The sequence below is a fragment of the Nocardia sp. NPDC050378 genome, assembly GCF_040655675.1.
Lineage (GTDB): Bacteria > Actinomycetota > Actinomycetes > Mycobacteriales > Mycobacteriaceae > Nocardia > Nocardia coubleae.
In genome coordinates this window covers 811,706-832,225 of sequence record NZ_JBFAKI010000001.1, presented here as the reverse complement: position 1 = coordinate 832,225, position 20,520 = coordinate 811,706, and the positions used below count along the sequence as shown (strand labels likewise).

Genomic DNA, 20,520 nt, shown 5'->3' with positions numbered 1-20,520 from the left:
GCCGTTGCGCATGCGCGAAGCGCGAGCAACGGCGCCTAACTCGCGGCCGGGCCGCTGCGCCGCTTCGCGGCGGTCCCTCCTCGAGGTCGGGACGGGCAGGGCTGGGAGTGCGGTAGGTGGCGGACTGAGTGTTTTTCAGCCAGCCAGGGTAGGGCGCTCGGGGGATGCCGTGCGGGGGTGGTGGTTCTTCGAGGTCAGGCCTCTAGTTTGTAGCCCAGGCCTCGGACGGTTACCAGGTGTTCCGGCTTCGCAGGGTCGGCTTCGATCTTCGAGCGCAGGCGCTTCACGTGGACGTCTAGGGTCTTTGTGTCGCCTACATAGTCGGCACCCCACACTCGGTCGATCAGTTGACCTCGAGTCAGCACGCGGCCCGAGTTGCGCAGCAGGTACTCGAGGAGGTCGAACTCCTTGAGTGGCAGCGTGACCTGTCCGCCGTTGACGTGCACCGTGTGCCGGTCCACATCCATCCGCACCGGACCCGCCTCGAGCACACCGTTCTCGCTACCGGAGTCCAGCTCGTCCCCGGCTCCACGACGCAGCACGGCGCGAATGCGGGCGATGAGCTCGCGCGCCGAGTACGGCTTGGTGACGTAGTCGTCGGCGCCGAGCTCGAGCCCGACCACCTTGTCGATCTCGCTGTCACGCGCGGTCACCATGATGACCGGCACGCCGCTGCGGGTCCGCAGCTGTTTGCACACGTCGGTGCCGCTCATGCCGGGGAGCATGAGGTCGAGCAGGACGATATCGGCGCCGGAGCGGTCGAATTCGGCCAGCGCGGATGGCCCGTCACCGGCGATGGTGACGTCGAAGCCTTCCTTGCGCAGCAGGAACGCCAGCGGATCGGCCAGCGACTCCTCGTCTTCGACGATCAACACACTCGTCATCTGCGTGCCTCCACACCGTTCGTTCGTCCAGCGGGATTGCGCTGGGCGATGGTTTCTCTCGTGGCGAGCTCGGGCGTCTGTTCCGCGTCCTCGTCCCCATCGGTTTCCAGATGGGCGGGGATGCGCAGGGTGAACGTCGAGCCGGTGCCAAGTTTGCTCCACAGGGTGATCTCACCGTTGTGATTGGCCGCCACGTGTTTGACGATGGCCAGGCCGAGCCCGGTACCGCCGGTCGAGCGGGAGCGGGCCTTGTCGGAGCGGAAGAACCGCTCGAACACCCGTTCCTGGTCTTCTTTCGCGATGCCGATGCCGCGGTCGGTGACGGCCATCGCGACGTGATCGCCGCGCAACGACCGGCTCACCGACACGTGCGACCCCTGCGGCGAGTACGCGATGGCGTTCTCCACCAGGTTCGACAGCGCGGTGACCAGCAGCGTTTCGTCGCCGAGCACTTCCAGCCCGCTCGGCCGGTCGGTGCTGACGGTAATCCCCGCGGCTTCGGCGGCGGTGCGCGAGCGGTCGACCGCCTGCTGCACCACCGTGTCGACGTCGACGACGGCTAGGTCGGGAAGTTTCTCCGCCCCCTGCAACCGCGACAGCGCGATCAGTTCGGTGACCATCTTCCCGAGGCGCCGGGATTCGGCGAGCACCCGAGAACCGAAGTGCCGTACGGCGTCGGGGTCGTCCGCGGATTCGAGCATGGCCTCGGCGAGCAGGCTCATCGCACCGACCGGTGTCTTGAGCTCGTGGCTGACGTTGGCGACGAAATCGCGCCTGGTCGCCTCCATGCGCGCCTGCTCGGAGTCGTCGTCGGCGAACAGCACGACGAAACTGGTCTCCTCGCGCGAGAGTTTGCGTGCGATGCCGCGCACCGCGATGCGGCCGCGTCCGGGTAACGGGTTCTTCGCGGTGAGGTCGAACTCGGCGGATTCACCGGTGGCGAGGACTTTCTCGACCGCCGACCAGGCGCGTTCGTCGAGGAGCCGGTTGCGGACCAGGCCGAGTTCCTCGGCACGCGGGTTGACCAGCACCACGTCGCGGTATTCGTCGACCACGGCGATGCCGCTCTCGGAGGCGAGCACGATGAGGTCGAGCACCTGCGACATGGTGAGCCCGGTGTCCTCTTGGGTCCGTGCCGCCTGCCTGGCATTGACGTAGGGGATCAGCAGGCCACCGACTGCCAGTCCGACGACAGCCGCGAGGACTGCCAACAGCACGGCCTGCGGAACGCTCACGCTATTGATCGTACGAGTGCACACCGACTTACCGGCGCCGGGTGGGGTGAAGTTTCGCGCAGGTCACGGGCACTTGGGGTGGTGTTCGCCCGCCGTTCACCCAGCGGGCACCCAGTGGGTCGCCGGGCGTGTCAGACGTCGGTTCCGCCGTAGAGCGCGGCGCTCACTTCGGCACCGTGCGCGTCGACCCATGCACCGAGCGCATCAATCGGGACGAGCAGATCGCGACCGGATTCGGTGAGTTCGTACGCCACCCGGGGCGGCGCTTCGGCGTACCGACGCCTGCGTACGAGCGTCATTCGTTCCATCCGCCGCAGGGTCTGCGTCAGCATCTTCTGGCTGATGCCGCCGATGCCCGCGAGAAGTTCGCTGTGACGTTGCGGACCATCTCTGAGCATGTACACCACCACCGGCAACCACCGGTTGCCGAACAGATCGACGCCGAGCCGGGCCGGGCAGTCGGCCTCGAATTCACCGTAGGGAGCGAATCGGATCGGCTCAGTCATGTGTCCAGTTTGGCAGCGTATTAGGCACCTGGAGGTGCCTGTCGCGATCCCTAGCGTCAGTTGAGGCCGGTGCCACTCGGGCACCGACGGATTACGGGAGTTCTCATGCGAATCGGAATCATCGGGGCAGGGTCGATGGCGGCCGCGCTCGGCGGCGGCTGGGCCCGTGTCGGCCACGAGTTGCTCATCGGTGCCCGCTCTGCACGCGCGGCACGCCACCTCGCCGACACCATCAACGCAGGCACCGAACCCACCCGACACCGGGTCGGTGCGGCCACAATCGCCGAGGCGATCGCCTTCGCGGAGGTGGTGCTGCTCGCGGTTCCGGTAGCCGCGCTGACCGAACTGCTCGACGAGCACGGCGACCGGTTGGCCGACCGTGTCGTCATCGATTGCACGAACGCGTTCCAGCCCGACGAGTCGGCGCCCGACGGCGCGACCGCCTTCGTCCTCGGCGAACCGGCGGTAGCTGAACGTATCGCGTCCCGCGCCCCACGTGCCCGAGTGGTCAAGGCCTTCAATCTGCTCGCCGCCGAGGTGTGGGCGGGCGAGGACCGCGTCTTCGACGGTGTTCGGCTGGCAGTCCCGTTCTGCGGCGACGACGAGACAGCGATGCGAATCGTTGCCGATCTGGCGGAAGACCTTGCGCTGCAACCATTTCCCGCAGGGGGTCTACATCGCGCCAGGTACCTCGAGGCAACGGCGGTCTTCACGGTCGGGCTCTGGTTCACCGGACTGGACGCCCGCGCCGCCTTACCTCCGCTGACTGCCGCTTTCGCCGTCAGCGATTGACGAACAACCTGTCGCCCACCCGGATCGGTGTCAGGGTTTGGTCGCCTCGATCAGGGTCCGGCTGGAGTGTGCGATGAAGGGTCCTTCTCGCCGGATCTGTTCGTGCAGCTCGCGCAGCCGGTCGCGGTAGGCATCGACCGTGAATCCGGGCACTATCCAGATCACTTTGCGCAGGAAGTACACGACGGCACCGATGTCGTCGAATTCCATGCGCAGACGTTCGGTGCGCTGGTCGACGATCCGCAGTCCGGCAGCGCGGGCGGCGGCGGCTTCGTCATCGGGATGGCGCGCCCGGCGGGCCTGCGGTTGCGGCCCGAGGAAGTATTCGACCAGTTCGAACACACTCGCGGGGCCCACGTGCTGAGCCAGGTAGGTGCCGCCGGGTCGCAGCACGCGGGTGATCTCGTCCCACCACACGGTCGCCGGATGCCGGGCCGTGACCAGATCGAAAGCGTTGTCGGCGAACGGAAGTGGCGGCTCGTCCGGTGTGGCGACAACGACGACGCCCCGCGGGTGGAGCAGTGCGGTGGCCGCGGCGACGTTCGGCGGCCACGATTCGGTGGCGACCATGGTAGGCGGAAACCGGTCCACCCCGGCCAGCACTTCCCCACCGCCGGTCTGGATATCCAGCGCCGCGGTCACCGTCGGCAGCCGAGCACCGAGCAACCGCTGATACCCCCACGACGGACGTTCCTCGCTTGCCCGACCGTCGAGCCAGGAGAAGTCCCAACCGGCCACCGATACCGAATCCGCTTCCTCGATCAGCTCCTCGAACGTCCGCATACTCCTCACCCTGCCAGGTCAGACCGCGAACCCGAGCCCCAACGCCACCGCGACAGGCACCAGATACAACACCGGGAACGCCACCGTTGTGTAAGACCGCGCCCGCAACACCGTCACCACCGCACCGGTGAAGTAGAGAATCAGCCCCACGGCCGCAGCCACCCCGACCACCGGCACCCACAGCCCCACCAACAACCCGACCGCCCCGGCCGCCTTCGCGACCCCCAGCGGCGTCCACCAGCTCTCCGGCACCCCGTAATCAACCAGCGGATCCACAACGAAAGGCGCCCGCCGCAACAACGAGAACGCCGAGAACCCGACCCAGAGCGCGGCAAAAACAGTGACGATGACGTAGGCGGTTTCCATGGCTCAACTCCTTGCCCTGCCGCGCTTTTCGCGGCGTTCACAGAGTCGACGATGCAGCCACAGACAGTGTGACATCACCGCAGCGCAGGCAAGATGCACAGTCGCTCCGTCACAGCGTCTGGTCGCGCGACGGTCCGGATCCGACAGGCGAGCGCGGCCGACGATATCCGCGCCCTGACTCAACTGGTATGCGCACCGATCGTGGCAGCAGCCTCGATCGCATCGATCACACGCTGCTTGCCGGCCGGTTCGATGTGCAGGTCCTGGTACCGGCGGTAAGAGAGGTAGCGGCCGTCGCCGGACACGTCGAGCCAGGTGAGGTAGGAGGTGGGACCCGGTCGGCTGGACTGCAATCCGGTTCTGATCTCGATCCGGCCTCCGGCCGCCCGTTTCGCCTCCGTGAGCCGATGCATGCGGGCGGCGACGGAATCCGGTGGGCGCTGCCAGGATTCGAAATGAGTAGCCAGGCGGTCCACGTCCTCGACCAGGTGGCCGACCTGTCCAGCGGGCTGGTCGCCGAGGAAGGCGGCGAAGGCACGGTTGACCAGACCCGCACTTCCGGAGAACACCTCGACGCTGTGATCCTCGTATTGGCGGATCACCACCCCTCGATCCCCGGTCCGCGCACCATAGGCACGCAGGCGTGGGCCGGTTTCGCTGAAAAGCGCCAGTGCCGTCTCGGGCCGCGAGGCGTGCCGGAGAACCGCGCTCAGGTCCAGATCAGCACCGACGGGCCAGCGTTGCACAGCAGCCGCGGCAAGCTTCTCGTACTCACTTTCCGTCGCGGCGGCCGAGTACACGGTGAGCGGGAACGGATAACGATCGTCGCCCGTCTCCCGCAACCACACATGCGCGAATTCGTCGGGGGTGAACATCCAGCTCATGCGTTTCCGGACTCCTGCTCCGGCAGACGGGTCGCCGGGGCGTCGGCCCCGATGGCCTGGGGCACCACATGCTGCTCGTCACCCAGCAGTTCGGGTTGCACCCCACGCAGGTAGTCGGGTGCCTTGTGCTCGTCCTCGTCGTCCTTGCCGCCACCACGCGCGCCGGGTGCGCCCATCATGCCGGGGCTCATCCCGCGTCCACTCGACCCCGCCGAGCCCGAAGGCCCTCCGGCGCCGGGGTTTTGGCCGGCAACCACCGGGCCGCGACCGGCCAAGGCACCACCCGGTGTCGGTGTGCCGCTACCGGGCGTCGAACCGCCCGGTGACCCACCTCCTGGCGAACCACCACCCGGTGAACTACCGCCTGGCGATCCGGTACCCGGCGAACCAGCGCCGGGAGTCGTCGCGGACGGCGTGGTCGAGGAGGGATCAGTACTCGCCGGATTGGTGGTGCTGTTCTGTCCCTGCGAGTCATCGGTACCGCTGCTGTCGTCGTCATCCGTACCGGCACTGGATGTTTCGTCGTCCGTGGTCGCACCGGGCTGGTTCGGGTCCTCGGTCGTTGCGGTGTCGCCCGCATCGCCCGGGCCTGTGCCGCCGCCACTGGCACCACCATTGTTCGATCCGCCACCACCGGAACCAGGATCACCGGTTCCGTCGCCCGGCTGGCTCGGCGCAACGAAGGCGGGCACGGATTCACCGGCCGGACCATAGGTCGGTTTGTAGGTCGAATTCATCGCCGCGATCGCCTGCAGGCGGCGGTCTTCCTTCTCCCGCGCCACCGCGGCCCCCGTGTCGGGAAGGACGAGTTCTGTTACGTTCACAGGCATCGATGTGCCCACATCCACAGGCGAGTCGGAGGACGAAACCGGTTCGGGCACAGCAATTTTCACCGCCTCCGCTCCGTAGGCGGCAGCCTTCACCCGGTGACCGACCACCGACAGAACCGTGTAGACGTCCGTGACCTCAGTGATGAAACGCCGTCCCGCCGCCTCCCCCGCCGCAGCGAACGCGCCATCCAGACTCGAGGTCGCCCGCGCCGTCTGAATCATCAACCCGGTCACCGCACCCGAGATCTCCGTGAACATTTCGACCCACTTGTCACCGAACTGCTGCATCACTCCCGGCTGCATCTTCTGCACCGCGTCATAGATGTCCTGGTGCGAAAGACCTTCGAACACTTCGAAGTCCGCGATGTACTTCGGGTCGGTCCCCCCATGACTCATCGACTGCTGCTGCTTCTCAGCGCCCTGTTGCTGCCGCAGCCCGCTCACTGATTGCTCGAGCGGCAACCCTGTCAGCTCCGAAATGTACTGATCTGGCGTCCCGCCTCCCCCGTCCGCCATGCTCAGTTCTCCTTACCGATGGATTTCTCCACTACCGAAGCGATTTCCATGATGTTGGTGCAGGGATCGAGGTTCTGTCTTTGACCGAGGCTGAGCCTGTGCTTCCGAACGAATACCACACCAGCCTTTGTCAGCAGGTGCACACTGCAGTCATTTTCGCTGCCGGGCTCACCATCGACCAACCCTGCCTGGCGACCATTGACGGTCGTCGGCTCCAACCATTCCCCATTCTTGCGGAGGTTCTCCTCCCAAGTGATATTGCCCGAGTCCACACCGAGCGACACCGTGTGATCCGCAGTACGAAAATCGCAGGTCAAAAAAGTGTATTCGGCCACCAGATCGTCTCCACGCTTCCGCGATCCCGGCTCGAACCCCATCGACTCGACCTCGGTGTCGCCGATCCATGTACACGGATCGAACACCACCCTTGGCCGCCCGGCCGATCGGGTGTACTGGTTGTCCTGTGACGGCGGCTGCAACTTCGGATCAGCCAAAGTCGGTCTAGCCGCCTGCGTAGGGACGCCGGCCGCAGACGACGCGGGGGCGCCAGGTTCTGTCGCCGTTCCGCATGCCGCCACTGCGACCGCCAGCAGGGCACCAGCAATAACGAATCCGGGTTTCATATCCGTCCTAGGTTCCAATTGCGCGCACCGCCGCAGCACCTAGCTCGTCCGCCTCAGCCAAGATGCCGGCGGCCTGTAGGTATCCATCAGCCATGCCCCTCGCCGCCAAAGCCATCTGCTCAAGCACTTGTTTGGCCGCCATCGCCTTACCTGCAAACCCTTGTTGCAGGTCCAGCGACGATTTCAACCCCCCGAAGCCGCTGATCTTCTCCAATCGCAGGGCGGCATCAGACCACCCATCGCACATCACCGCAAACCGCAGGTACGCCTGAGCCACCTCCCGAGCAGCATCCGGCTCCATCCGCAACTGCCCCGACGACGAAGCGTTCCACAACTGCGCCGCAGCATCCCCACCGATAGCCACAGATCCCTCCCCAACATCGGACTGTCGTGACGCAGTCTAATCCCACCGTAGAGCGAGGGAACACCCACGGCGTGGTCAACGACCCGCATCGTTTCGCCGCAGGCTGCCCGGAGGGGCAGCCGCTGAACCACCCGGGCTGAATCGCCGCCGGTAAGACAAGCTTTCGGTGTCCTTGGTCGTCGAGACTGGTCTTCCGATGTCTACATAAGCACGGTCGGGCTATCCGCTGTGCGTGTAAAGTCGGTCGGCCGATGTTTCGATTGTTCATCGATGGGGGGTTGCGTCCAGTGCTACAGGTCGACATAGACGAGTTGAGGAAGCTCGCCACAACGGTCACTTCGGTGGGCGAGGAGATCGACAAGATCGATGTCCGTACCAACGGCGACAAGATCGGCGAGGCCTTCCCCGGTATCGAGATCGGTGCAGCGTGCGCGAAGGCGGGCGAGTACTCCGAGGGCGCATGGCTGAGGATCGCCCAGCGGATGCGTCAGTTGGCCGGCATCGTCAATCAGTGCGCTGACAACGTCCAGACCAGCGACCAGGAATTCAAGAACCGCCTCGAGCAGATGGACTTCTTCGCCACCGGGAGTGTCGTCTGATGGTGACCCGCGCGAACGTCGAGGCCTGGAAACCGGAAAAGCTGTCGGAGTGGGCGCAAGAGCTGGAGGACGACACCACCGCCTACGAAGCCCAGCTAGGTTCCATGATCACTCACTTTCAGGGAACCACCTGGCAGGGTGCGGCCTATTCAGCCGCCTACGACCGCTTCTATGAGGAGAACGACCAGGGTCGGCGGCTGTCCATCGAGATTCGGGACGTCGCCACAGCACTGCGGGGTGCCGACTCGCGACTTGCCAACGAACGTCGAGTGCTGCTCAGCCGCGTCACCGAAGCGGAAACCGATGCCGAATGCCCGGTAGGCCTCACAGTCGACGACAGCTGGAAGGTATCGGCTAAGCCGTACACCGAATCCGATTACACCGACGAGCAAAACCGGAAGGTCAAAGAGCGGATCACTCACCATCAGGGCTTGATCGATTCCGCGAAGACGAGTCTGCTGACCGCGGCGACCGAAGTGACCACCGCAATCAACACCGCCTCGGACGAGGTGCGTGTCCGAGGCGACCAGCTCGGCAATGGCCTGGATGTGCCGACCCTGACGGCAGTCGATGTGGCGGCGCTCGGCCGCCAGGATGGCGAAACCATCGCCGACGGCAAACTCTCCGACGAGGAGATCGCCCAGATCAGCGCCCGCCTCGGCCAGGCCGGACTCACGCCCGAACAACTCCAGGCGCTGGCGAACGGACAGGAAGTCACGGTCCCGCAGTCGACCATGGACTACCTGAACAACCTCTACGACAAGGCTGGTCGCGACGGCCTGATCGATCTGGCCGACCGACTCGTGATCAACGGTTCGCCCGAATCACTCGAACTCCGCGAGAACCTTGCCAATGGGCTGCTCACTCTGTCCAACGAGGACATAGTTACCCGTGCCGCCAACGGCGAGGTCGCCGACCGTGGCGGCTGGAACCAACTTCACCCCGAAGTCCGCGAACTCATCGGCACTCGGCCAGGTCTAAATGGCAGCCCAGACGGCAACACTCGCGATCTCCCCGACGACTACCGCTCGAACTTCGGTCCGAACATGGATAGGTGGGCCGGTGTCCAGGCGTACACCAAGGACATGCGCGGATTTGGACAATTCCTCGCGTCCTCCGACCAGTCCTACATTCCGGGTGAACGGTTCGGCGTCGAACTCGATCGGCAGGCGGCCAATCAGGCGTGGATTCTCGACAACGGCGGATACCAGGCCTACACGGGAGATAACAACAAACCAGAATGGCTGGCACGGACGGAGCACAGCGCCAACGATCTGCTGTCCGTCGGCTCTCGCAACAATGACTCTAGCTACGCGTTGCTGACAGGCAACGGTAGCGAGGAACTCTTCGGCAAGGATGTCCCCGGCCAAAGCTACGAGAAGTACGACCCCCAGGTTATCCGAGGAATCTTCCAGCACGACTGGGAAGACGACGGCGTGGCCGCCGGCCAGATGATCAACTGGATTGGCACCGAATCCCACGAGGTCGGCGCCGACGGCAAACTGACTACCGACGCGCTCCAAGCCCGCGAGGCGCTCACCCATCTGCCCGACCTGCTCACACCACGCGAGGAGGTGGATGACCCCAACGACGATAAACCGGATCGCCATCGGTCCGGTGGGATCGACGTCGAGGAATTCGAGAAACTTGAAATGGGTTTTGTGAATAACCCCGAACTTTCGCGGGCCTTGTCCACAGCGATGGGATCCAATCTCGATTCCTGGATCGACATAACCGGCAACCCGCAGACGGGGTATCTTCCGAGCGGCGAGGCGCACATCGCAGTCACCGATGCGAACCGCCTTCTGTATCTGGCGAGCCAATCCAATGAAGGTCGCCTGACTCTCGAAGTCGCACGCACTGCGTATGAAGCGGACATTTTGAATCGCGCATTTTCACAAACCGAGGTGTCGCCGGGCAAGTACGTGGACCCATACCTCAACAATATCGCGTCGCTAGAAAGCCGCATATCCAATGCTGCAGCGAATGCATTGACTTTCCAGGACCTGAAGGCTGTAGGTGAATTCAACGATAACCAGCAAGAGATATACGATAACAAGAAGGCAGCCGCAAAGCTGGTCGATCAGATTATTATGGCGAACATTGATGTCGGTTTGGATTATACAAAAGGTCTCACGCAAGACAGCTATGGGCTAGGGGCCGCCACTGGGGTCGAGGGCAGCAAGAAGGTCGCAGCCATGCTCGGCGATGGCTTGATCGAAGGGATGGTCAGCCAGTACATAGACAACCCCGACAAGATGGTGGTCGAGAGTCCGAGTACGAACGACATGTATATCCAGGCTCACACCAATTTCAAGCAGGCACTCCTCGATACCGCCCTCCAACACGGTCGCCTCGATGAGAATCTGGTCGATACGAATACGGGGCGGCCGATCAACCTTAATAGCTTGATCGGAGCTGACGTGAGATCACAATCAGATGAGTATCTGGCACGTCAAGGATTTTCGACCACACTGAGTAGTTATCTCACCCTCAATGCCATCCAGACTGTAGAGGGCGTTGCCACCGGCGTCACAGCGCTGGAAACCATCCGGACCGGAAAGATAGCAGCCCCAGCGGCCGAATAGGAGGCGCACATTGAGGCCCCTCGAACAAGAATGCAAACAAATTATTCTAGCGACCGCCACCGTCGCGATTGTGGCCGCGTGTTCGAATACATCGTTATCCGACGCCAACCTGAACAAATCCAACAGCGAAACGAGCCAGGTTCCACACAATTTTTCTTATCCAAGGACCCAGTTCTCATCGGACATCGCTATCCCAACCATCGGGCGTGGTGCAGCCGCAGCGAAACTGGCCCTGGAAGTTCGGGTTCTAAAAATAAATCATATCGCCAACAGAGATAACTCGCTGCTTCCAATGATTAACCAGTTAGTGGGACCATTCAGTGCCGCCCTACCGTATGACGGCAGTCCGCGTCTCCCAGAGACAGGAGGGGCACTCTATCGGGTTGTGGAGATTTCCGAGCAAGGCGACAATCGATGGGTCGTGACCACCTGCAGATATAATACGCCTGGAGTATACGCCGTAGCAAAAGACGGACAACTTGAATTGCTCGATGAACCGGATGAGTATCACGCCGAGCGATCAACTGTGGAACTTACTACCGAAAGCTCCGCTAGCGGCGAAACGGCGATATCACCCCGGCTGCTAGTGGTAAGAACTTCTAGCGAGGATTTCCACCATCGCCCCGGCAGCTCAGATGACTTGGAGCAGACGACCTGCGAGCCACACCTACCCGAGCCGTTCATTCAACAACCACCCCTACCTGGCGGGTAGTCCACATTCATGAAGGTAACACCCGAAATTCGCCCAAGTTGCCCGCGCAGTTGCGGACAATAACTTAGTCGGTTCGGTAGAATAGAAGTGCTGATGAAATAAATCAGTGGTCAGCAAATTGCGATCGGCGGACACAATGATCAACTCTTCCCAGATAGGCCGACTTTGTACCGTTGCAGGCGTGGGAGTGCTCGCGTTCCTGATGACATCGTGCGAGACGGGGAATGATCAAATAGATGCGCAGTCCAGCCGCACGCTTCGAGAGCCGTGCAATAACATGCTGAAGTTTTTCGAAGATAACTTCGGGGATACCAATTGGGTGGTGGAGTATGGGAATGCAAGTCCCGATTCCGTCATTGATGCGTACGGTACGTGCAACATAGAACAATTTCCCAGCGGGGGTACAGCTATTCTGGCGGTATCTGCGGTGTTGCCAGACAAGTACGATATCCCATCCTCACATGACTACTCACTCTATACTCCGCAGGCTCAGTACGAGGAAAAAGTTTGGCTCCTGCATGATGCTGATACGACCAAGATTTACACAGAAGTTGACGGCTGGCGAGGGCACCTGGTTATCTTTTCGTCAAGAATTGAGCCTGGCGCCGACCACATGAGGTATACGATAACCGACGAACTGACGAAGAATGCAACAACTACCCTGATCAGGCTTACAGGAGAATTATGACGGTTATCGCTGCCCCTTGCCCGATCAAGTTCTAGTACACGAAATTTCTCGCCCGCGGCACGCGGTGCCGAACAGCCGAAGCCTGAGGGTTTTGTTCCACCGAGCGTGAACGATCTGCAAGCCGGTTCGAATCTGGGCGTCCGCCAGATTCTCATGGACGAGCTCAACGAACGAAACAGGCTTCCCGAATCGGTTGACACAAAAGAGGGTCCACTGTAGTTGATCGATAGCAACGGCCGAGCGACGGATGTAAGCAAGCTTACCGGAGAATTCCCCGACGCGGTCGTGACGGGCATACTCCAGCAGAATAATGTAAACGAGTTTGCCAAGGACTATTCAAAGCAATTCAACGACAAGTTGTCGACGGGACTACTCGACAGCAACAATCCCAGCTCTATCGACAACTACCTGGCAGGCAAAGTTGTACTAAAATCGTAAATATACTGGTCGAGGTTTCGTGACGGCGACACTGCTCATTGCCGCCGGTGCGCTCGGCTCATGCAGCGAATCGCACACTGCAGAAGAGCCGGACCGCGGCTTGCTCGCGGTTTTTGATCCATGTCGAGACACCTCTGCCGACTTCCGGTCACGGCACCGACTGAACGAGCCTGAGTACACGAATGTTTACAATATGGACGGCAGCCCGCGGCCAGTTGATGAAGCATTCGGCTGCGCCTACTCGACACCTGCCGACGAACAAGGCTTTTCGATGGTGATCGGCTTCAGCCGCGCTTGGAATCACGGCACACTTTACGGCGGAGAAAAGCAGCAATTCACGCAGACATTGATCGCCGGACGCGAAAGCGAGATTAGTTGCGCCACAATCGGCGTTGACGAAAAACCCTATTGCGATGCTTTGATATCATTCAACGAGAGCGAGATTCTATTCGAGGTAAGATATTGGCTACCACAGGGGAGCATCGACAGGTTCAAGACGGTAACCGAGGCTAAATTGATCGAATTGGCCACGGAGGTGATGGAGGAGCTGCCGCATGGGCGGTAATGCGGCCTCCGAGGTGGCCAGGTAAGAAAATGTCACCGCTACGTAGCGGCGTGCGAGCCTTCAAGGTCAGCGAGAGACGGGGCCTCGACCACCGGAGCGCGCATGCGGTGAAGACCTCAGTGTCCGCCCTGTTGCCGAAGCCAGGGAGATCGCGGAACTCCCTGGCCCGAGCGGAAACTCGCCGGTTGCCCACTTAGCCTGAAGTGTGTAGCGTCACACGAACAAGAACGGCCGCCCGGCGAGCGCCAACTCACCGAACGGCCTGGGTACGAAACAGTCACAGCCTGTTCGCACCGTGGGATGGAATCCTACATGCAACCGGCTCGGCGTCTCCTGACGCCGAGCCTTCGTCGTCCAAGGGCGAGGTCTGCCCCTGTGACAGGCTGTCTGTGTCGTGTCCGGGCCTGGCCGCTCCTGTCGGTCGTTATCGGAGAGCCCGACCGAGGGACAGACAGCCCTGTCAACCAGCCTCCTGCGAGCACCACAGTCGTACGCCTCGCACGTACGCACCTGGACGGCTTCGGGAGTGCACACCTATCGCCCAGGTCCAACCCGCCACACGCCGAACCAGGCGTGGGGCTACCGGTGTTGGCCGAGGACGCGAATCGGGGTTTCGGTGCGGGGAACCGGGAGGGACGGTTACGACACCGGCACCCTTGGGTGCTCCGATCGGGGTTCGAAACACGCCTGCCTACGCACTGTCAGGCACCACCGAACAACTCCTCCTCGACGTCCCGAGCAGACGCTCGAGCGATGCGGTCGAGAATCTCGTCTTGGTAGCACCGGAACTCCGAGTACGGGATTCGCTTCGATCGCCACAGGAACAGGTCGGCCCCCGCACCGAAGTCGATGCGGGGGCCGAAGGGGACGAACTACTTCCCGCCCTGGTTGGCCACTGCGGCCGCGCCGGCAGCGGCGGCTTCGGGGTCCAGGTATTCGGCCGGCTTCACCGGGCGCAGGTTTTCGTCGAGTTCGTAGCGCAGGGGGATGCCGGTGGGGATGTTGAGGCCGGAGATGTCCTCGTCGGAGATGCCGTCGAGGTGCTTCACCAGGGCGCGCAGGGAGTTGCCGTGGGCGGCGACCAGGACGGTCTTGCCGGTCTTCAACTCGGGGGCGATGGTGTTCTCCCAGTACGGGATCATGCGGGCCACAACGTCTTTGAGGCATTCGGTCTTGGGGACCTCGATGCCCGCGTAGCGGAGGTCGCCTTCCTGGCTGTATTCGTTGTCGTCGGCGATGGGCGGGGGCGGGGTGTCGTAGCTGCGCCGCCACAGCATGAACTGGTCCTGGCCGTACTGTTCGCGGACCTGTTCCTTGTTCTTGCCCTGCAGGTCGCCGTAGTGGCGTTCGTTGAGGCGCCAGTCGCGGATGACGGGGATCCAGTGGCGATCGGCCGCGTCGAGCGCGTTGTTGGCGGTGCTGATCGCGCGGCGCAGCAGCGAGGTGTAGACGATGTCGGGCAGCACGTCGTGCTCGGCGAGCAGCTCGCCTGCCCGCTTGCCCTCGGCGATGCCCTTGTCGGTCAGGTGCACATCCACCCAGCCGGTGAACAAGTTGAGGGCATTCCATTCGCTCTCGCCGTGGCGCAGCAGCACGAGGGTGTAGGTCATGAGGTCATTCTGGCATTTCACCCGCGCCCGGCCCACGCCACCTCGTCGATGGCGAGCACGCCCGCACCGACCAGGGTGGCTCCCTCGGGGAGGGTGGAGAGCGAAACGTCCAGAGCGTCGATGAATTCGAGCCCGGCGTGCCGGTCGACGGCATCGCGCAACGGTCCCCACAGCGGTTCACCGGAGTCGGCGAAGCCGCCACCGATCACCACGCGGTCCACGTCGAGCAGGGCCGCGGCCGAACAGACGGCCCGACCGAGAGCGGTCCCGGCCCGTGCCATCGCGGCGACGGCGACGGGCTCGCCGTCGCGGGCGGCCTGGGCGAGTTCGATCCCCGTCGCACCGGTCCAGCCCTGCGCGCGAGCCCAGCGCACGGTCGACAGCCCACCGGCAACCGCTTCAACACAACCGAAACCACCGCACGCACAGGGTGTTTCATCACCGGGCACGATGATGTGACCGATGTGACCCGCGTTGCCGGTTCGCCCCCGCAGCACTCGCCCGTCGGCGAGCACCCCACCGCCGACCCCCGAGGACACCGTCAACGCCAGCCCGTTGTCGAGCCCGCGCAACCCGCCGACCCGGTGTTCGGCGAGCACGAGACACGCGCCGTCGATCGCGAACCGCACGGCCGCACCGGGGAACACCGAACGCACCCGGTCGACGATCGGGAACCCGTCGCGCCACCGAGGAAAGTTCAGTGGTCGCGTCACCCCGGCCGGCACATCCACGGGCCCGGCCGACCCGATGCCGACCGCACGAACCTCGTTGTCCCCGGCCACAGCGAGCAGTAACTCCCGGCACACCGCCCACGGATCGTCGACGGCCACGGCCGCGCGCCGCACCGAATGCACCGTGTAGTCCGGATCAACCACTCCTACAGCGAATTTCGTCGCTCCGATGTCGAGCGCGAGGACAACCATCGCCCACTCCTGTCTGTTCGGCCGTACGAGGTTGATCAGCCACGACCCGGCCGGCGATGTGAACGCTCACAAAAATGTGGCGGTGGACACTTTGACTAGTGGTTGCTCCACACCGCCGGTTTTCGTTGGATACTTCGTCCGGGTCGGGTGATTCCGTTGGGCTGCGTTACTGATGATGAAGGAAAGTTGTGTCGAAATTAGTAGTACTGGTGTTGAGCCTGCTCTCGGTAGGCCTCCTCGCCGCTCCCGCGGCTGCGAACCCGCTGTATCCGACGCCCGATCCTGACCCGTTCTTCACCGCACCGGCCGACATCGCCGCGCTGGCTCCCGGCGACGTGGTCCGCACTCGCCGCATCGACACGATGCTCTACCCCGGCACCGAGGGCTGGCAGATCGCGTTCCGCTCGACCAACTCGGCGGACAACGCGATCATGGGCGTCACCACGGTCTTCATGCCGATCGGGGTGAAGAGCCCGCCGCTGGTCTCCTACCAGGCGCTGATCAACTCCATCGGCACCCGGTGCAACCCGTCGAAGTCGCTGTTCAACGGTGAGCTGCAGGACGCACCGGGCGCGATGCTGCCGATCGGTCGCGGCTGGGCGGTGTCGGTGCCCGACTACCTCGGCCCGACCGTCGCCTACGGTGCGGCGCGGATGAGCGGCATGGTGACCCTCGACAGCGTGCGCGCGGTGCAGAAGGTGACCGAACTGGGCCTCGGCGGGTCGCCGGTGGCGCTGGCCGGGTACTCCGGTGGCGGCATGGCCACCGCGTGGGCCGGTGCGCTGCAGCCGGAGTACGCGCCCGAGCTGAAGCTGGCCGCGGTGGTCGCCGGCGGCATCCCGAGCGACCTGGAACTGATGGCCGACGCCCTCGGTTTCGCACCGCACCCCGGTTTCGGCCTGGCCTTCGCGGCCGCCATGGGCATCGAGCGCGAGTACCCGGACCGGGTGCCGGTGTCGGATCAGCTCAACGAGACCGGTCTGTGGTTCCGCGAGTTCACCAAGGACGCCTGCCGTCGCTTCCTGCTCTTCCACGGCATCTTCCGCAACGCCGAGCAGATGGCCGCGTCGAAGGAACTGCTGTCGAGCCAGGTGGCGCGTGGTGTGCTGCGCGAGAACAGCATCGTGCACTACGAGGGTGCCCCGACCGCGCCGACCTACATCTGGCAGGGCCGCTTCGACACCCTCACCCCGTACGGCCCGGTGGCCGACACCGTGTCGCACTGGTGCGGTGCGGGCGCGCCCGTGAAGCTGGCGACCTACGACATCGCCGAGCACATGACCGCGGCCGTGGCCGGTTTCGTCGACGCGTGGAGCTATGTGGAGTCCCGCTTCCGTGACGAACCGGTGCCGACCACCTGCTGAGAACCCGAACGCGGGTGCCGCACAACGGCACCCGCGTTTCTCATACCTTGTCGGCCTCGTCGATGAGATGTTCGAAGGCGCGCAGGTTCTTCAGCGATTCCCCACGCGAGACGCGCCACTTCCATTCCTTGCGAATGGATTCCGCGAAACCCAGCTCGAGCAACATGTTGAAGTCGGTGTCGACGGCCTCGAGGACCTGGCCGAAGATGCGGTCGAGTTCGTCGGCGGTGACCGATTCGGTCGACATGCGACCGACCAGGTAGATGTCGCCCACATTGTCGAGGGTGTAGGCCACCCCGTAGAGACGACGGTTGCGGCGCAGCAGGTACTTGTAGACACCTTCGAAGTTCTCGTCGGGCTTTCGGCAGACGAACGATTCGATTCGCACACCGTGCTTGCCGACGGTGAGCATCACGGTGGTCTTGAGCTTGCGTTCGCCGGGCAGCACCACGATGAAGGTGTCGTCACCGTGGCGGGTGTATTCGATCTCCCGGTCGCGCAGCGTCTCGTCGATCACCTGCGATACGGCGCTCACCTGAGTACTCCTGTCCGGCGCCGCCACAGCGCCCGCGATCTGGCTTGGCTTGTCTCACCCGCGCGCAAGGCGATCGGGTTGCGTTCGACGCGCATACCCGCGATCGCGGCGGCGTAACTGTCGAGCAGTCCTTCGGCGGTGTGCGCCCAGGAGAATCTGCTCGCGTGCTCGACCGCTGTGACGCCCATGCGGCCGAGGCGGTCGGGGTCGTCGAGCAGGGCGGCCAGGGCGTCGGCCCAGTCGCCGGTGCGGTGGCTCGGCACGAGCAGACCCGATTCACGGTGCCGCACAGCGGTTCCCAGGCCGCCCACGTCGGCGGCGAGCACGGGGGTACCGCTGGCCTGCGCCTCGATGGCGACCAGACCGAACGACTCGTTGTAGCTGGGGACGGCGACCACGTCGGCCGCGCGGTACACCTGCACGAGGCGGTCGGCGGGCTGCGGCGGCAGAAAGGTGACCTGCTCGGCGATGCCGAGGTCGGCGGCCAGTTCGATCAGCGCGTCGGGGCGGGCCAGGCCGGTGCCGGACGGTCCGCCGACGATCAGGACGCGCAGCGCGCGGCGCGGGTCGCGGGCCAGCAGCTCGGCGGCCGCGCGGACCAGCACATCGGGGGCCTTGAGCGGCTGGATCCGGCCGACGAACGCGACGACCTGTTCGTCGGCGCGCAAGCCGAGTTCGGCGCGGGCGGCGAGCTTGTCACCGGGCCGGTAGCGGCCCAGATCGGCGCCCGGCGGGACGACATCGATGCGGTCGAGGTCGGCGCCGTAGAGGTCGACCAGCTGACCGGCTTCGTCGGCGGTGTTGGCGACCAACCGGTCGGCCTCGGCGATCACCTGCTTCTCCCCGATCACCCGCGTCTCGGGTTCGGGGGTGTCGCCCTCGGCGAGCGCCAGGTTCTTCACCGCGGCCAGCGTGTGCGCGGTGTGTACCAGCGGCACCCGCCAGCGGTCGCGGGCGAGCCAGCCGACCTGACCGGAGAGCCAGTAGTGCGAGTGCACGAGGTCGTAGTGGCCGGGCAGGTGCCGAGCCTCCTGTCGCAGCACCTCGGCGGTGAAGGGGCACAGCTGGGTGGGCAGTTCGTGCTTGTCGAGCCCTTCGAACGGTCCGGCGACGACGTGGCGCACGAGCACACCCGGTGCGGCCTCGGCGACCGGCGGCAGGTCCGAGGAGGTGGCCCGGGTGAAGATCTCCACCTCGGTACCCCTGGCGGCCAGTTCGAGCGCGGTCTGCAACACATAGACGTTCATGCCCCCGGCGTCACCGGTGCCGGGTTGGGCCAGCGGGGAGGTATGCACCGACAGCACCGCGATGCGGCGGGGCCGAAGTTCAAGACGTCGCTGACTCACACCTTCCAGTGTGCACGCCGCGACGCCACCGATAACATCCCTACCGGGATCGGTGACGGCCATCACAGCCGTGCGGTGAGTGAGCTCACGCACCGATCGTCATCGAGCGTGCCCGATCCGGGCGGCACACGCCAGCGCTTTTCGGCCGTCGCATTCGGCGCGGGGATCAGCGGTTGAGCGCGGACTCGAACTGCGGCCACGAGGTGTGCAGATCCTCCTCCCAGTAGCCCCACGAGTGGGTGCCGGTGGGCCGCAGGTTGACGGTGGCCGGGATGCCGAGCGACTGGAACCGGTCGCGCAGCTGACGGGTGCACTGGTGGGTGACCGCTTCGAGCGTGGCACCGAAGGCCAGCTGGTAGGCGAGTTGCAGGGGGTCCGGCTGGACGGCCGGGTTGTCGTACGGGCCGGGCAGGCCGGTTCCGGAGGAGATGTAGACCTCGGTGCCGCGCAGGGATTCGGCGTGCAGGTAGGGGTCGTGGGCCGACCAGGCCGGGTCGGTGGGCGGGCCCCACATATTGGCCGCGTTGCCCATCCGGCTGCCGACGACGGTGCGCACGATCGCCTGCCCGCGCAGGTCGCTGGTGCGCACGCACCCGCTGTAGGAGCCGATCGCCCGGTAGAGGCCGGGTTCGGCGAGGGCGAGCTGGAACACCGAGGTGCCTGCCATCGAGAGCCCGGCGATCGCGTTGGCGCCGGTGCCCCCGAATTCGGCGTCGATCAGGGGTGGCAGTTCCTTGGTGAGGAAGGTCGCCCAGCGCTGCTTGCCCAGCACCGGGTCGTCGCTGCGCCAATCGGCGAAATAGCTGCCCGCGCCACCGAACGGGATCACCACGTTCACCTGTTTGTCGCGGAAGAACGACACCACATCGGTGCGGTCGAGCCAGTTGCCGTCGGCGCCGCCACCCACACCGTTGAGCAGATACAGCGTCGGCGCGGGTTTCGACGGGTCCGCGGCGCGCAGCACCCGCACCCGGTTCACGTTGTCCATGGCGGGTGAGTACACGCCGATATCGATGGTCTGATCGGCTTCCACGCGCCGATCGTCGATCCGCGCCCGCTCGATCGGCTCGGAAATCCCCTGGCCCGCCGTCATTCCGGTAGCGAGCATCGCGGCCAGCACCGCGATGACGATCCGAACCCCCAACGCCCGACAAGACCTCATCGAACTCCGATCGCCGAATCCTGTTCCTGATTCGTGATTCAACGACATATCCGAACGCTACACACGCTTTCGGGAAATCATTGTGACGATCCCCAGAAGATTTTCCGTGAAACTGTGCGGATAGTTCGCTACCGGAACGATCGCAATCACGGGCTTATCACGCCCGTGCAATGCTACTTGACGACTGGCTCTCTAGCTGCGGAAACA

20 protein-coding genes are annotated in these 20,520 nt (G+C 64.2%); 6 read left to right on the top strand and 14 right to left on the bottom strand.

The genetic code is table 11. The features are described 5' to 3' along the window. Positions 1-194: 194 nt before the first annotated feature. The 3 genes from AB0I35_RS03935 to AB0I35_RS03925 all read right to left on the bottom strand — a co-directional run bounded on the left by AB0I35_RS03935 (position 195) and on the right by AB0I35_RS03925 (position 2,625). Positions 195-884 carry a response regulator transcription factor gene (locus AB0I35_RS03935; RefSeq protein WP_067484899.1) on the bottom strand — a complete coding sequence of 230 codons (690 nt, stop codon included), beginning with the start codon at positions 882-884 and terminating at the stop codon, positions 195-197. Next, complete coding sequence (locus AB0I35_RS03930) at positions 881-2,119, bottom strand: ATP-binding protein (protein ID WP_357394101.1); 1,239 nt, start codon at positions 2,117-2,119, stop codon at positions 881-883. Before AB0I35_RS03930 ends, AB0I35_RS03935 begins: the two co-directional genes overlap by 4 nt. 131 nt (positions 2,120-2,250) lie before the next feature. Beyond that, entirely contained in the window at positions 2,251-2,625 is a 375-nt protein-coding gene (locus AB0I35_RS03925) for a helix-turn-helix domain-containing protein (RefSeq protein WP_357394098.1), read from the bottom strand. A 105-nt stretch (positions 2,626-2,730) separates the two neighbouring features. Between AB0I35_RS03925 and AB0I35_RS03920 the strand changes: the two genes are divergently transcribed. Next, a complete protein-coding gene (locus tag AB0I35_RS03920; RefSeq protein WP_357394096.1) occupies positions 2,731-3,417 on the top strand; it encodes an NAD(P)-binding domain-containing protein in 687 nt (228 codons plus the stop codon). 30 nt (positions 3,418-3,447) lie between these two features. On the opposite strand, the gene AB0I35_RS03915 is transcribed toward AB0I35_RS03920, so the two are convergent. The 6 genes from AB0I35_RS03915 to AB0I35_RS03890 form a co-directional block, all read right to left on the bottom strand. Continuing rightward, on the bottom strand, positions 3,448-4,200 hold the full coding sequence (locus AB0I35_RS03915; RefSeq protein ID WP_357394093.1) for a class I SAM-dependent methyltransferase: 753 nt from the start codon (positions 4,198-4,200) through the stop codon (positions 3,448-3,450). An 18-nt stretch (positions 4,201-4,218) separates the two neighbouring features. After that, positions 4,219-4,566: a DoxX family protein gene (locus AB0I35_RS03910; RefSeq protein WP_357394091.1), complete on the bottom strand. Its 348-nt coding sequence runs from the start codon at positions 4,564-4,566 to the stop codon at positions 4,219-4,221. A 179-nt stretch (positions 4,567-4,745) separates the two neighbouring features. Beyond that, positions 4,746-5,450, bottom strand: a complete 705-nt coding sequence (locus tag AB0I35_RS03905; RefSeq protein ID WP_357394088.1) for an ESX secretion-associated protein EspG — start codon at positions 5,448-5,450, stop codon at positions 4,746-4,748. Next, a complete protein-coding gene (locus tag AB0I35_RS03900; protein ID WP_357394086.1) occupies positions 5,447-6,676 on the bottom strand; it encodes a hypothetical protein in 1,230 nt (409 codons plus the stop codon). The genes AB0I35_RS03905 and AB0I35_RS03900 overlap by 4 nt, the downstream gene beginning before the upstream one ends. 122 nt (positions 6,677-6,798) lie before the next feature. Next, positions 6,799-7,419, bottom strand: coding sequence for a DUF3558 domain-containing protein (locus tag AB0I35_RS03895; protein WP_357394084.1), 621 nt, complete (start codon positions 7,417-7,419; stop codon positions 6,799-6,801). A 7-nt stretch (positions 7,420-7,426) separates the two neighbouring features. After that, positions 7,427-7,783, bottom strand: coding sequence for a hypothetical protein (locus tag AB0I35_RS03890; protein ID WP_357394083.1), 357 nt, complete (start codon positions 7,781-7,783; stop codon positions 7,427-7,429). Positions 7,784-8,124: 341 nt separating this feature from the next. Here AB0I35_RS03890 and AB0I35_RS03885 point away from each other — a divergent pair, with 341 nt between their 5' ends. The 4 genes from AB0I35_RS03885 (at position 8,125) to AB0I35_RS03870 (ending at position 13,373) form a co-directional block, all read left to right on the top strand. Further along, positions 8,125-8,382 (top strand): hypothetical protein, encoded by a 258-nt coding sequence (locus AB0I35_RS03885; protein WP_357394081.1) that lies wholly within the window; start codon positions 8,125-8,127, stop codon positions 8,380-8,382. After that, positions 8,382-10,970, top strand: a complete 2,589-nt coding sequence (locus AB0I35_RS03880; protein ID WP_357394079.1) for a hypothetical protein — start codon at positions 8,382-8,384, stop codon at positions 10,968-10,970. Before AB0I35_RS03885 ends, AB0I35_RS03880 begins: the two co-directional genes overlap by 1 nt. A gap of 893 nt (positions 10,971-11,863) precedes the next feature. Continuing rightward, the gene (locus tag AB0I35_RS03875; protein ID WP_357394077.1) at positions 11,864-12,370 is read left to right on the top strand and encodes a hypothetical protein; all 507 of its coding nucleotides are present in this window, start codon (positions 11,864-11,866) and stop codon (positions 12,368-12,370) included. A 457-nt stretch (positions 12,371-12,827) separates the two neighbouring features. Further along, complete coding sequence (locus tag AB0I35_RS03870; RefSeq protein WP_357394075.1) at positions 12,828-13,373, top strand: hypothetical protein; 546 nt, start codon at positions 12,828-12,830, stop codon at positions 13,371-13,373. 872 nt (positions 13,374-14,245) lie between these two features. Here AB0I35_RS03870 and AB0I35_RS03865 read toward each other — a convergent pair. After that, complete coding sequence (locus AB0I35_RS03865) at positions 14,246-14,983, bottom strand: phosphoglyceromutase (protein ID WP_357394073.1); 738 nt, start codon at positions 14,981-14,983, stop codon at positions 14,246-14,248. 17 nt (positions 14,984-15,000) lie between these two features. Then, positions 15,001-15,906 carry an ROK family protein gene (locus tag AB0I35_RS03860; protein WP_357394071.1) on the bottom strand — a complete coding sequence of 302 codons (906 nt, stop codon included), beginning with the start codon at positions 15,904-15,906 and terminating at the stop codon, positions 15,001-15,003. A gap of 188 nt (positions 15,907-16,094) precedes the next feature. Here AB0I35_RS03860 and AB0I35_RS03855 point away from each other — a divergent pair, with 188 nt between their 5' ends. Further along, a complete protein-coding gene (locus AB0I35_RS03855; protein ID WP_357394068.1) occupies positions 16,095-17,270 on the top strand; it encodes a lipase family protein in 1,176 nt (391 codons plus the stop codon). A gap of 40 nt (positions 17,271-17,310) precedes the next feature. On the opposite strand, the gene AB0I35_RS03850 is transcribed toward AB0I35_RS03855, so the two are convergent. From AB0I35_RS03850 to AB0I35_RS03840, 3 genes are all read right to left on the bottom strand, one after another. Continuing rightward, on the bottom strand, positions 17,311-17,805 hold the full coding sequence (locus tag AB0I35_RS03850; RefSeq protein ID WP_225278482.1) for a YbjN domain-containing protein: 495 nt from the start codon (positions 17,803-17,805) through the stop codon (positions 17,311-17,313). Continuing rightward, positions 17,802-19,160: a D-inositol-3-phosphate glycosyltransferase gene (gene mshA / locus AB0I35_RS03845; RefSeq protein ID WP_357394184.1), complete on the bottom strand. Its 1,359-nt coding sequence runs from the start codon at positions 19,158-19,160 to the stop codon at positions 17,802-17,804. The genes AB0I35_RS03850 and mshA overlap by 4 nt, the downstream gene beginning before the upstream one ends. Positions 19,161-19,317: 157 nt before the next feature. Continuing rightward, positions 19,318-20,259, bottom strand: coding sequence for an alpha/beta hydrolase family protein (locus AB0I35_RS03840; RefSeq protein WP_357394182.1), 942 nt, complete (start codon positions 20,257-20,259; stop codon positions 19,318-19,320). Positions 20,260-20,520 lie beyond the last annotated feature (261 nt).